The sequence below is a fragment of the Variovorax sp. V15 genome (assembly GCF_041154425.1).
Taxonomy (GTDB): Bacteria; Pseudomonadota; Gammaproteobacteria; order Burkholderiales; family Burkholderiaceae_C; genus Variovorax; species Variovorax guangxiensis.
This window is the reverse complement of sequence record NZ_AP028659.1, coordinates 3,468,688-3,480,895: the sequence shown is the minus strand read 5'-3', so window position 1 is coordinate 3,480,895 and position 12,208 is coordinate 3,468,688. Positions and strand designations below refer to the sequence as shown.

Below are 12,208 nucleotides of genomic sequence, written 5' to 3'. Positions count from 1 at the left end.
GCGGCCATGCAGGCTTCGCCGAACTTCGCTATCTTCTGGCGCGCTGCAGCGACGACCCGCCCGGGCGGGAGAACTCAACAACACGGAGAAATGCATGCTTTGGGAAAAGAAGCTGGCGCAGTGGAGCGCCGCGGTCCGCGAGCGCGCCAACCTGCCGGCGCGGCTCACCCTGTGGGATGGCCAGTCCTTCGACTTCGGCACCTTCAGCGGACCCGCCGTCACGCTGCACGTGAAGTCGCCAGCCGCGCTGTCGCTGATGCTGCAGCCCACCCTCGACAACCTGGGCGAGGCCTACGTCAAGAGCAAGATCGACATCGAGGGCAAGCTCAGCGACGTGATCGACATCGCCTACGGCCTCGCCCGGACCTCGGTCGACAAGCCCGGCGGCGCGCTGCAGAACATGGCGCGCTACTTCACGCACACCAAGTCCTCGGACAAGAAGTCCGTTCAATACCACTACGACGTCTCGAACGAGTTCTACAAGCTCTGGCTCGATCCGAACATGGTGTATTCGTGCGCCTACTTCGAGAACGGCGACGAAGACCTCGCCACCGCGCAGCTCAAGAAGATCGACCACATCCTCACCAAGATCGAGCTGAAGCCGGGCCAGACCCTGCTCGACATCGGCTGCGGCTGGGGCGCACTGGTGATTCGCGCGGCGCAGAAGTTCGGCGCGCGCTGCGTGGGCGTGACGCTGTCGCAGAACCAGTTCGACCTCGCGACCGAGCGCGTGAAGGCCGCGGGCCTGGAAGACCGCATCGAGATCCGCCTGCAGGACTACCGCGACGTGACCGGCCAGTTCGACCGCATCACCAGCGTCGGCATGTTCGAGCACGTGGGCCGAAAGAACCTGCCCGACTACTTCAGGCGCGTGCAGCAACTGCTGGCCGACGACGGCGTGGTGATGAACCACGGCATCACCTCGTCCGACCCCGAAGGCGGCGGCGTGTCTTACGGCGGCGGCGACTTCATCGACCGCTACGTGTTCCCCAACGGCGAGCTGCCGCACATCAGCCTCGCGCTGCAGGCCATGCAGCAGGGCGGGCTCGAAGCCTTCGACGTGGAGAACCTGCGCCGCCACTACGCGCAGACGCTGCGCTGCTGGAGCGACGCCTACGAGGCCAACAGCGAGAAGGCACGCGCGCTGGTCGACGAGGAGAAGTTCCGCATCTGGCGCGTGTACCTCGCGGGCTGCGCCTATGCCTTCGAGAACGACGACGTGGCGATCTACCAGATCGTGGGGCGCAAGGCCGGCCGGCCGGCGAAGACGCTGCCCTGGTCGCGCCGCTACATCTACGACGGCACTTCGGCGCTGAACGCGGGTTGAACGCGGGTTGAGCGCGCACGGCGCGGGCGCCCGAGAGCCCGAGCCAGCGACAGGGGCTCATGCCGTCTATAGCATGCACGGCTCATGACCTCCACGACCCCCAGAACAACAAGCCGCCCACTGGTCATCGCCTCGATCATGGCCTCCATGGCGATGGTGGCCATAGAAGCCACCATCGTCTCCACGGTGATGCCGCAGATCGCCTCCGAGCTGGGCGGGCTGCATCTCTACAGCTGGGTGTTCGCCTCCTTCCTGCTGGCGCAGACCGCGATGACGGTCGTGTTCGGCAAGCTCTCCGACCTCTATGGCCGCAAGCCCATCATGTTCGTCGGCATCGCCGTCTTCGTCATCGGCTCGGTGCTGGCGGGCTTCTCGTGGTCGATGCCCGCCATGATCTGCTTCCGGCTCATACAGGGCATCGGCGCCGGCGCGATCCAGCCGGTGGCGCTCACCATCGTGGGTGATCTCTACCCGGTGCGCGAGCGCGGCAAGGTGCAGGGCTGGCTCGCGAGCGTGTGGGCGGTGTCGGCGGTGGTGGGGCCGATGATCGGCGCGCTCATCGTGCAGAAGCTCTCGTGGGCGTGGATCTTCTGGGTCAACGTGCCGATCGGGCTGGCGGCTGCTGTCGGCTTCTGGCTCTTCCTGCACGAGGCGCCCTCGGTGCGGCGCTCTTCCATCGACATCGTGGGCGCGGTGCTCTTCACCATCGGCATCGCGGCGCTGATGATCGCGCTCACCGAATTCGGCGTGGGCAACTCGGGCGTGGCGCTCGCGTGGGCCGCGCTCTTCGCGGTCACGCTGGTGCTCTTCATCGCGCAGGAGCGCCGTGCGGCCGATCCGATGGTGTCGCTGCGCCTGTGGGGCGCGCGGATGATCGCCATCGTCAACGGCGCGGCCATGCTGGCCGGCATGGTGCTGATCGGCATCACCACCTTCCTGCCGATGTACGTGCAGGTGGTGCTGGAACGCTCCTCGGTCACGGCCGGCCTCACGCTCACGATGGTCATGCTGGGCTGGCCCATCGGCGCGACGCTGACCTCGCGCACCTTCCACCGCATCGGCCTGTGGCGCATGGTGGTGACGGGAGCGGCGCTGATTCCCGTAGGTGCCTCGACATTCGTGCTGCTGGGTGCCGGCAGTTCGCCTGTGCTTGCCGCCGTGGGCTCCTTCATCATCGGCCTGGGCATGGGCGTGATGAGCCTGAGCTCGCTCATCCTCATCCAGGAAGGCGTCGATCTCGCGCAGCGCGGTGTCGCCACCGCATCGAACGTGTTCTCGCGCAACCTCGGAAGTGCGCTGGGCGCGGCCTTCTTCGGGGCGGTCTTCAACTTCGGGCTCACGCACAGCGATGGCCGGCCGATGTTCTCCGACGAGCAGCTGCGCATGCTGCTGCAGGGCATGCACGGCTCCGTCGCGGGCGATTCGGCCATCCGCCTCGCGCTGGGCGGATCGCTGCACCTCACCTTCGTGGCGATGCTGGTCGTGAGCCTCGGAGTGATTGCGCTGGCCTTGCTGCTGCCCAGGGAAGGGCTGGTGGAGAGCAGGGCGGTGGCAGCTGGGGAAGCCGCGCCTAAGTAACCCGCCTCAGAGCGCCTGCAGCGCTTTCTTCATGTACGCGAGATAGAAGCCGGGCGCGTAGTCGTCGATGCGGGCGTATTCCTCGTAGCCCTGCTTCAGGTAGAAGCCGCGCGCCTGCCACTCGAAGGTGGACAGCTTCGCGTTCCTGGCACCGAGCGTGATGGCCTGCCGCTCGGCTTCGGCCAGCAGGCGACTGCCGAGGCCTGCGCCCCGGGCGTCTTCTTCCACGAAGAGCACTTCGACATCGAGCCAGTACAGGAACACGAAGCCGCGCAGCCCGCCGAGCAGGCGGCCGCTGTCGTCGCGTGCGTCGATACGGACGTATTCCTGCTTCGGGTATTCGCCGACGAAGCCGTAGTTGTAGCGGCGCAGCTTCAGGCCCAGTTCGCCGGAGCGAAGCTGTTCCTCGGTAGGGGTCGACAGCGTGATGTTCATGCTGGTGCTGCCTCGATCCTGGGGAGGCGGCATTCTGCCCGCACGCGCGGACCGCATATCGATCCGCGCTTTCCTTCTTTGTGCACTTGCGCAGCCGTTGATACGGTCTCGTTCTTTGCATTGCAAGGCGATCGACCATGGGCGCGAGGGATTTCGAGCGGCATCTTCTTTCGGGAGTGGACGGCTCCGTGCGGCACGAGGCCGATGTCCTGGTGATCGGCGGCGGCCCCGCTGGCGCATGGGCTGCGGTGAGCGCGGCCGCGCAGGGCGCGCGCGTGCTCCTGGCCGACAAGGGCTTCTGCGGCACCTCGGGCGCGACTGCGCCTTCGGGCACGGGACTCTGGCACGTGTCTCCCGAAGGTAAGGCGCGTGAGGAAGCCAAGGCCAGCCGGCTGGCGATGGGCGGCCATCTGGCCGAGCACGCATGGATGGACCGCGTGCTGGAGCAGACCTGGGAGAACGTCGAGCGGCTGAAGGACTGGGGCTACCCCTTTCCCGCCGACGACCAGGGTGCGCTGCGCTGCACCTCGCTGCAGGGCCCCGAATACATGCGCCTGATGCGCAAGCGGGTGAAGGAATCCGGTGCACGCATCCTCGACCACAGTCCTGCGCTCGAACTGCTGGTGGACGAGCACGGCACCGTCTGCGGCGCCACCGGCGTCAACCGCCAGACGGGCGAGAGCTGGGTGGCGCGCACCGGCGCGGTGGTCATCGCCACCGGCGGCTGCGCCTTCCTGAGCCGCGCGCTCGGCTGCAACGTGCTCACGGGCGACGGCCAGCTGATGGCGGCCGAAGTGGGCGCGGCGCTCTCGGGCATGGAGTTCTCGAACGCCTACGGGCTCGGGCCGGCGTTCTCGTCGGTGACCAAGTCGCTGTTCTACAACTGGGCGACCTTCTACACGGCCGACGGCGTGGCCATCGAGGGCGCGGGCTCCTCGAAGGGGCGGGGCGTGATCGCGCAGACGCTGCAGTCGCAGCCGGTCTTCGCGTGCCTGGACCGCGCCGATGCGCAGATCCGCGCCTGGATGCGCACCGCACAGCCCAACTTCTTCGTTTCCTTCGATCGGCAGGGCATCGACCCCTTCACGCAGCACTTCCCGGTGACGCTGCGGCTCGAAGGCACGGTGCGCGGCACGGGCGGCCTGCACCTGGTGGACGACAGCTGCGCCACCTCGGTGCCGGGCCTCTACGCCGCGGGCGACGCGGCGACGCGCGAGCTGATCTGCGGCGGCTTCACCGGCGGCGGCAGCCACAACGCGGCCTGGGCGCTGTCTTCCGGCTTCTGGGCCGGCGCGGGCGCGGCGGCCTTCGGGCGCGATGCACGCGCCAAGTCGCAGCGCACCGCACTGCGCGCGGGCGGCGTGGCGCTTTCGAAGCGCGGCGCCACGGCCTTCGACAGCCAGGAGGTCGTTCGCGCGGTGCAGGCCGAAGTCTTTCCGTACGAGCGCAACTGGTTCCGCGAAGGTGATGCGCTGCGCGACTCGCTCTCGCGGCTCGATGCCCTGTGGGAGCGCCTGCGCACCAGCGCGCCGGCCGCCACGGCCACCGAGGCGGTGCGCGCACGCGAGGCCGCGGCCATGCTAGCCACCTCGCGCTGGATGTACCGCAGCGCCCTGCAGCGCACCGAAACGCGCGGCATGCACCGCCGACGCGAGCACGGCACGCTCGATCCGTCGCAGCGCCACCGGCTGCTCAGCGGCGGGCTCGACGAGGTCTGGGTGCAGAAGCACGCAGTGAATGAAGGGGTGACCGCATGATCGAAGTCATCAGCGCCGAACGCTGCACCGGCTGCAATATCTGCGTGAACGCCTGCCCGACGAACGTGTTCGAGGCCGTGCCGGACGCACCGCCGCGCATCGCCCGGCAGGACGACTGCCAGACCTGCTTCATGTGCGAGTTGTACTGCCCGGAAGACGCGCTCTACGTCGCGCCGATCGCGGACCGCAGCGCCACCGCCGAGGAGCGCGATGCGGCGGCGGCGGCCCTCATGGGCAGCTACCGAAGCGCCATCGGCTGGGGCCGCGGCCGTCAATCGACCGCGTCGGCCGATGCGAGCTTCGAGCTGCTGCGGCGCGCGCACTGATTCTTTTCTTCTCCCGAGTTTCCCGATGTCCGATCTCCAAAGCCGCCGCCGCCTTTTGCGCGGAGCCGTTGCAGCCGCTGCCGCAAGCAGCTTGCCAGTCTTCTCATTTGCGCAAGGCAGCAGCCAGGTGCTGCGCCTGGGCTACATCGGCCCCGGCAAGAAGCCCGCCAACGCCACCGGCTGGGCACTGCGGCAGGGCCACCTGCTGCGCGAGCTGGCGCCGCTGGGCTTCAAGGAAATCACGACGCGCAACTTCCCGAACGGGCCCGACCTCAACGAGGCGTTTCTCTCCGGCGCGCTCGACGTCGGCATCTACGGCGACACGCCCGCGGTGGTGGCGCGCTCGCGCGGCCTCGACGGCCAGCTCATCGGCTTCGACGCGGTCGGCATGAACGTTTGGCTGCTCACGCCGCGCAACGGCGTGCGCAGCGTGAAGGAGCTCGAGGGTCAGTCCATCGGCGTGGCGCGCGGCTCCTACATGCATCGCTACGTGCTGGGGCTGCTGAAGGAGAACGGGCTGCAGAAGTCCGTCAAGGTGATCCACATGTTCCCGCGCGACGGCGAGGCGGCGCTCGACCAGGGCTCCATCGCGGCCTTCGCGGCGCAGATCGACGTGGGGCCGCTGCTGGCCTCGCGCGGCTATCCGGTGATCGACGAGGCGGAGAAGCACCCGACGCTGCGCGGCACCTCGGTGATCGTCGCCTCGGGCAAGCTGCTGGCCGCTGCGCCGGGGCTGCCCGCCGCGTGGACGCGCGCACGGCGCACCGCGCTGCAGGAGATCCATCGCAACAGCGCCGACTACTACGCCTTCCATTCGGAAGTGAGCGGCTTTCCGCTGGAGATCGTGAAGGTCTCGCACCCGCTGTCGCACTTTCCTGAGGCTGCGTATCCGCCCGAAGGGCTGGCGCTGCTCGACGAGGTCAAGAAGTTCCTGCTGGCCGAGAACCTCGTGAACCGTGATTTCGCGCTGTCCGAATGGCGCGCTCCGCAGCAGGCCTGAAACGCGCCGCAGCGCTGCTCAGGAATGGCAGACGAGGCCGTCCTTGAGGAGCGTGATCTCGAACTGCAGGTTGCCCGCGCGTGCGCCGCGCGCCTTTGCCAGTGTGCCGTCCGCACGCCATTGGCGCAGCGCGGCGGCCAGGTAGTCGCGAGACGCCTCGTCGCCCTGCGGCAGGCGGATGGCGGCGTCGGAAGGCGGGCGCAGGCCGCTCGCCAGCGGTTTGTAGAAGCGCCATTCCTCGTTCTTCAGCAGCCGCTGCAGCACTTCCTCGTCTTCGGCCAGCGCCGTGCATTCGCCCGCCATGAAGGCCGACACCGCATGCACGGAGGAGGGGTAGCTGCGCGGCTGCGCGCCGTAGCGCAGCGATACCGCGCCGGCATAGCCCGAGCCTTCGCCCACGCAGACCGAAGCGCCGCGCAGCGCCTCGGCGTCCTGCATACGGCCCTTGCGCAGCGCTACCACGAGGCCGCTGCCGGTGTCGTAGCTGCCGGGTGCCGCGTCGATGCCCTTGGGTGCAGCCGTGGCCGGCACGCCGGCGACCAGCAGGTCGACGCGGCCTTCGCGCAAGGCCGCCTCCTGGGTGGCGGTGTCCAGCCCGACCAGTTCGAGTTTCACGTCGAGCGAGCGTGCGAGCTCGCGCGCCAGCGTCGCGTCGAATCCGTCGGGCTCGGGCGGCGTGGGTGCTTCGGGAGGGGCCGGGCGGGGATAGCGCCGCACGCCCACGACGAGCGTGCCGCGCTCGATGGCCTTGGCGAGCACCGGTCCCTTGGGCAGTTCGTTCAGCCGACTGCCCGAGGCCCATGAAGCGCCCAGGCCCGCCAGCGCGGCAGCCGCGGCGAGCGAGGCGCCGGCCAATGCGAACCTGCGAGGGCGCGAAGAAGCGGATTCACTCATCGAGGCTCAGCCCCCGCCGCCAGCGCAGCAGACGCCGCTCCAACAGCGCAAGAAGGTAGTTGAGCAGCAGCCCCAGCGTCGCCAGCAGCAGTATGCCCGCGTACATGGTCGGTATCTGGAAGGTCTCCTGCGAGTTCAGCGTGAGAAAGCCCAGCCCGGAGTGCGCACCGATCATCTCGGCCGCCACCAGCGCCGTGATGCTGTAGGCACCTGCCAGCCGCACGCCGGTGAAGATCGAAGGCAGCGAGGCCGGCAGCACGACCTTGAAGAAGACGAAGCGGCGCGAGGCCCCCATCGACAGCGCCGAGTTCACCAGCAGCCGGTCGACCTGCTTCACGCCGCCCACCGTGCTCAGCAGCACCGGCCAGAACGAAGCCCAGAAGATGATCGCCACCTTCGACAGCTCCCCGATGCCCAGGAACAGGATGAACACCGGAAAGAGCGCGAAGGCCGATGTCTGGCGGAACAGCTGCAGCACCGGATCGACGATGGCCGCGAGCCTCCTGAAGCCGCCCACGAGCAGGCCCAGCACCACGCCCGCGACGCTGGCGAGCACCAGTCCCCAGAGCGAGCGCTGCAGGCTGGCCGCGACGTGCTTCCAGAGCTGGCCGTTCTCCAGCAGTTGCACGATGCTCGCGAGCACGGCCGAAGGTGGGCTCAGGTAGGCGTCGCTCACGATGCCCAGGCGTGGCAGCGCCTCCCACAGCGCGAGGAACAGCACGATGCCGATGCCGCGCTCGGCCACCCGGCCGAGGCTGCGTGCGAGCCTGAAGAGCCGGCTGGGCGACCGCACCACCGGCGCGTCGAGCACCGCGCTCACGACACCACTCCTTCGAGCGACCGTGGTCGCAGGCCCAGCTGCACCTCGTCCTTCAGCACCTCCCAGGCGCGCTGGCGCAGCGCGGCGAACTCGCCCGAGTGGCGCAGCTCCGCCGAGCGCGGGCGCGCGAGCGGGATGTCGATGATGTCCTTGATGCGGCCGGGCCGCTGCGTCATCACCGCCACGCGGTCGGAGAGGTACACAGCCTCCTCCAGGCTGTGCGTGATGAACACGATGGTCTTGCGATGCTGCTCCCAGATGCGCAGCAACTCGCCCTGCAGCACCTCGCGCGTCTGCGCATCGAGCGCGGCGAAGGGCTCGTCCATCAGCAGTACGTCGGGCTCGTAGGCCAGCGAGCGCGCGATGGCCACGCGCTGCTTCATGCCGCCGGAGATCTCGTGCGGATAGCGCTCGCCGAAGCCGTGCAGGCCGACGAGCTCCAGGTACTCCTGCGCCGTGCGCCGGCGCGCTGCCTTCGCCACGCCGCGGATGTCCAGGCCCACCGCGATGTTGTCGAGCACCGTGAGCCACGGAAAGAGCGCATAGCCCTGGAACACCACACCCTGGTTGCGGTTGATGCCCGCAAGCGGCTGGCCATCGATGGCGATGCGCCCGCCGGTGCGCTCGGTGAGCCCGGCCAGGATGCCGAGGAAGGTCGACTTGCCGCAGCCCGAGGGGCCGAGCACCGAGAGGAACTCGCCCTCGCGCACGTCGAGGTCGAAGCCTTCGAGCACGCGCACCCGGTCGCTGGCGCCACGTGCGGCGTAGTCCATCTGCACGTCGCGGGCGGAGATCTTGATGCTCATCGCTTGCGTGCCCGCTCAGGTCTTCGTGGCGAAGGGGTTGAAATCGTTCGTGTACACGTCCTTCACCGACACCTTGCCGGCGGCGAGCTTGCCCTCGGACTGCAGGATGTCGATGTAGTACTGGATCGGCGGCTCGGTCACCACCAGGTCGTCGACATAGGCGTAGCGGTCGACGTTCTTCAGCTCCATGTTGATGCGCTTGGCCACCAGCTTGCGGGCTTCCTCGGTGTTGGCGTTGACCCAGTTGCCGGCCTTGGCCAGCGCGGTCACCACGTCGCGCACCGCCTCGGGGTGCTGGCGAATGAACTGGCCGTGGGCGCTGTAGGGCGCCATGCCGCCCAAGCCGCCGTCGAGGTCGAAGTCGCTCCACAGCCGCACCAGCGAGTCGGCGTTGTCGGCGCGGCCCGAGAAGGGCGCGTGGATGATCGCCAGGTCGGTGTTGCCCGTCACCAGCGTCTGCTCGGCCTGCTCGTCGGGGATGACGACGAAGTTGATCTTGTTGACGTCCACGCCGTGCTGGCGCAGGTACTTCTTGGTGACGAACTCGGCGCAGGCGCCGAAGCTGTTGAAGCCGATGGTCTTGCCTTCGAGGTCCTTCGGCGCGCGGATGCCCGAGTCCTTGCGGACGAAGTACTTCATGTGCGGCGCTTCCTGCAGCGTCTTGCCGCCCGCGGCCACCACCTTGAGGTCGGCGCCCGAGGCGATGGCCGAGATCACCAGCGGCACCATGCGGCTGCCGAAGTCGATCTCGCCCGTGCCCACCAGCGGAATGATCTGCGGTGCGGCGATCTTGCCGACGTAGTCGGGGCGGGTGTTGGTGCCCTCGAAGTAGCCGAGCTCGTCGGCCAGGTAGATCAGGTCGAAGGAGGGATTGTTCGGGTACTTGAATGCGACCTTGTCGCCGGTCTTCTTGACCACGGCCGGGGCGCTGCCGGCGGATGCGGTCTTGCCGTCGTCGCGCGAGCAGCCCGCGAGCAGCAATCCGCCCAGGCTGCCGGCGGCGCCGAGCGAGGCGAAGGTCTTGAGCGCGCGGCGGCGCGAGGGGAGGGCGGGTGTGGACGGGTTGGACATGGCGGCGCGCCCCGGGGCCGGGGCCGGTCTGGGAAGTTGGCTAGGCGCCGATGCTAGGAAGTGGCGCGCGCACGTCCAACGAAGAAATCCGCGCATGCATATGCGGCGACGGATAAGTGCGACAGCCGCGTGGAAATGCTTGCCCCGCGCGGCACGCGGCGGCATCCTCGAAAGTTTCCCGCGATCTGCATTCCTTCGATCGCCTTTTCATTTCCACCGCCAGGACCAGACACCCATGACCTACCGCGCCGATCCCAAGCGCTACGACGCCATTCCCTACCGCCGCGTCGGCCGCAGCGGGCTGGTGCTGCCCGCCATCTCTCTCGGGCTGTGGCACAACTTCGGGGATACCACCTCCATCGCCACGCAGCGCCAGCTGCTGCGCACCGCCTTCGACCTGGGCATCAGCCACTTCGACCTGGCCAACAACTACGGCCCGCCCTACGGCAGCGCCGAGACCAATTTCGGCCGCCTGCTGCGAGAAGACTTCAAGCCCTACCGCGACGAGCTCATCATCTCCAGCAAGGCAGGCTGGGACATGTGGCCCGGCCCCTACGGCAAGGGCGGCGGCTCGCGCAAATATGTGCTCGCCAGCCTCGACCAGAGCCTGCAGCGCCTGGGCCTGGACTACGTCGACATCTTCTACTCGCACCGCTTCGACCCCGAGACGCCGCTGGAAGAAACGGCCTCCGCGCTGGCCCAGGCCGTGCAGCAGGGCAAGGCGCTGTACATCGGCATTTCGTCTTACTCCGCCGGCAAGACGCGCGAGATCGCCGCGCTGCTGCGCGAGTGGAAAGTGCCGCTGCTGATCCACCAGCCGGCCTACAACCTGTTCAACCGCTGGATCGAGAAGGATCTGCTGAATGCAACAGACGAGCTCGGCGCGGGCGTCATCGCCTTCACGCCGCTGGCGCAGGGGCTGCTGACCGACAAGTACCTCAACGGCATCCCGGCCGATGCACGCATCAACCGGCCCGGCGGCGGTTCGCTCAAGCAGGAGCACCTGTCCGAGGCCAACGTCGAGCGTGCCCGAGCCCTCAACGAGATCGCGAGGCGCCGCGGCCAGTCGCTGGCCCAGCTCGCGCTCACGTGGACGCTGCGCGACCCGCGCGTGAGCTCGGCGCTGATCGGCGCGAGCCGGCCGGAGCAGATCGTCGACAACGTGGCGGCGCTCGCACATGCGCCGCTGAGCGCGGAGGAACTGGCCGAGATCGACAAGTACGCGGTGGAGGGCGGTGTGAACCTCTGGGAGAAGCCCTCGACGGACTTCGCCTGAGGCGCTTCTCTTCTTTGTCTTCTCAGGGATCGCATCAGGTAACTCGGAATCCGTCTTTGGCAAAGGCGGGTGCGCTTTGCAGAATCGGCGCAAGCATTCGTTCGATTCATTGACTGCCATGCAACTGCGCACCCATTACGTCTCCCCGGCCGCCCAGGCGCGCCATGTCCTGGCCCTCACTGCCAAAGCCTGGCATGTTCCGCCGGCTTCGCCGCACGCGCTGGCACGCCGCGCACCGCATGGCTACGTGCCTGTTCGCGCGCTTCGGCGCCTGCATGCGGCCGCCATGTTGAGCCTGCTGCCCCATTCGTGGTGAACTCGGCGCCAGGACGTCGAACCTGGAGATGACCGAGCATGCTGATCGTTCTGGGTGGACTGCCCGGCAGCGGCAAGACCACCATCGCACGCGAGATCGCCGCGCTGCTGCCTTGCGCGTACCTGCGCATCGACGCCATCGAGCAGGCGCTGCGCTCGGCCGGTGCAACCGGCGGTACATCCACCGGTGACATCGGCCCGGCCGGCTACATCGTGGCCTACGCGCTGGCCGAATCCAATCTTTCCCTGGGCCAGTCGGTGCTGGCCGACTGCGTGAACCCCTTGCCCGTCACTCGCGAGGCCTGGCGGGCCGTCGCGGCGCAGGCCTCTTCACGCATCGTCGAAGTCGAGATCGTGTGTTCCGATGCTGCCGAGCACAGGCGCCGTGTCGAGCAGCGGCGCATCGACATACCCGGCTTGGTGCCGCCCACGTGGGAGTCCGTGCAGCGGCACGACTACGAGCCATGGCGCACGCCGCGCCTCGTCATCGACGCCGCGGCAATGAGCGCGCGAGAGGCTGCACAAGCCATTCTTTCCCGCACGGGCCACTGAGCATCCAGCAGATATCGATATAGGAATTCAGCGCAAGCGGTGCGCGCAATG

Annotated in this window: 13 protein-coding genes; 8 read left to right on the top strand and 5 right to left on the bottom strand. The window is 68.3% G+C overall.

What is annotated here, in order from left to right:
- Nucleotides 1–94 precede the first annotated feature (94 nt).
- Together ACAM57_RS16400 and ACAM57_RS16395 are read left to right on the top strand one after the other, a co-directional pair.
- On the top strand, nt 95–1,327 hold the full coding sequence (locus ACAM57_RS16400; protein WP_369658187.1) for a class I SAM-dependent methyltransferase: 1,233 nt from the start codon (nt 95–97) through the stop codon (nt 1,325–1,327).
- Between the two features lie 84 nt (nt 1,328–1,411).
- Nucleotides 1,412–2,905, top strand: a complete 1,494-nt coding sequence (locus ACAM57_RS16395) for an MFS transporter (protein ID WP_369658186.1) — start codon at nt 1,412–1,414, stop codon at nt 2,903–2,905.
- Nucleotides 2,906–2,911: 6 nt separating this feature from the next.
- Here the strand turns inward: ACAM57_RS16395 and ACAM57_RS16390 are convergent, their stop codons facing one another.
- Complete coding sequence (locus ACAM57_RS16390) at nt 2,912–3,340, bottom strand: GNAT family N-acetyltransferase (RefSeq protein WP_369658185.1); 429 nt, start codon at nt 3,338–3,340, stop codon at nt 2,912–2,914.
- Between the two features lie 137 nt (nt 3,341–3,477).
- Here ACAM57_RS16390 and ACAM57_RS16385 point away from each other — a divergent pair, with 137 nt between their 5' ends.
- The 3 genes from ACAM57_RS16385 to ACAM57_RS16375 all read left to right on the top strand — a co-directional run bounded on the left by ACAM57_RS16385 (nt 3,478) and on the right by ACAM57_RS16375 (nt 6,423).
- Entirely contained in the window at nt 3,478–5,097 is a 1,620-nt protein-coding gene (locus ACAM57_RS16385; protein ID WP_369658184.1) for an FAD-dependent oxidoreductase, read from the top strand.
- Nucleotides 5,094–5,423: a 4Fe-4S binding protein gene (locus ACAM57_RS16380; RefSeq protein WP_369658183.1), complete on the top strand. Its 330-nt coding sequence runs from the start codon at nt 5,094–5,096 to the stop codon at nt 5,421–5,423. Before ACAM57_RS16385 ends, ACAM57_RS16380 begins: the two co-directional genes overlap by 4 nt.
- Before the next feature lie 91 nt (nt 5,424–5,514).
- The gene (locus ACAM57_RS16375) at nt 5,515–6,423 is read left to right on the top strand and encodes an ABC transporter substrate-binding protein (protein ID WP_369658182.1); all 909 of its coding nucleotides are present in this window, start codon (nt 5,515–5,517) and stop codon (nt 6,421–6,423) included.
- An 18-nt stretch (nt 6,424–6,441) separates the two neighbouring features.
- On the opposite strand, the gene ACAM57_RS16370 is transcribed toward ACAM57_RS16375, so the two are convergent.
- From ACAM57_RS16370 to ACAM57_RS16355, 4 genes are read right to left on the bottom strand one after another with little or no spacing between them, the layout of a single operon-like run.
- Nucleotides 6,442–7,317 (bottom strand): substrate-binding periplasmic protein, encoded by an 876-nt coding sequence (locus ACAM57_RS16370; protein WP_369658181.1) that lies wholly within the window; start codon nt 7,315–7,317, stop codon nt 6,442–6,444.
- Complete coding sequence (locus ACAM57_RS16365) at nt 7,310–8,137, bottom strand: ABC transporter permease (RefSeq protein WP_369658180.1); 828 nt, start codon at nt 8,135–8,137, stop codon at nt 7,310–7,312. The genes ACAM57_RS16370 and ACAM57_RS16365 overlap by 8 nt, the downstream gene beginning before the upstream one ends.
- Nucleotides 8,134–8,943: an ABC transporter ATP-binding protein gene (locus tag ACAM57_RS16360; RefSeq protein ID WP_369658179.1), complete on the bottom strand. Its 810-nt coding sequence runs from the start codon at nt 8,941–8,943 to the stop codon at nt 8,134–8,136. Before ACAM57_RS16360 ends, ACAM57_RS16365 begins: the two co-directional genes overlap by 4 nt.
- A 15-nt stretch (nt 8,944–8,958) precedes the next feature.
- Nucleotides 8,959–10,014: an ABC transporter substrate-binding protein gene (locus ACAM57_RS16355; protein WP_369658178.1), complete on the bottom strand. Its 1,056-nt coding sequence runs from the start codon at nt 10,012–10,014 to the stop codon at nt 8,959–8,961.
- A gap of 235 nt (nt 10,015–10,249) precedes the next feature.
- On the opposite strand from ACAM57_RS16355, the gene mgrA reads away from it, so the two are divergent.
- From mgrA to ACAM57_RS16340, 3 genes are all read left to right on the top strand, one after another.
- On the top strand, nt 10,250–11,290 hold the full coding sequence (mgrA, locus tag ACAM57_RS16350; protein ID WP_369658177.1) for an L-glyceraldehyde 3-phosphate reductase: 1,041 nt from the start codon (nt 10,250–10,252) through the stop codon (nt 11,288–11,290).
- A 118-nt stretch (nt 11,291–11,408) separates the two neighbouring features.
- On the top strand, nt 11,409–11,606 hold the full coding sequence (locus tag ACAM57_RS16345; protein WP_019652737.1) for a hypothetical protein: 198 nt from the start codon (nt 11,409–11,411) through the stop codon (nt 11,604–11,606).
- Nucleotides 11,607–11,644: 38 nt separating this feature from the next.
- Nucleotides 11,645–12,157: an AAA family ATPase gene (locus ACAM57_RS16340; RefSeq protein ID WP_369658176.1), complete on the top strand. Its 513-nt coding sequence runs from the start codon at nt 11,645–11,647 to the stop codon at nt 12,155–12,157.
- The last annotated feature ends 51 nt before the right edge of the window (nt 12,158–12,208 follow it).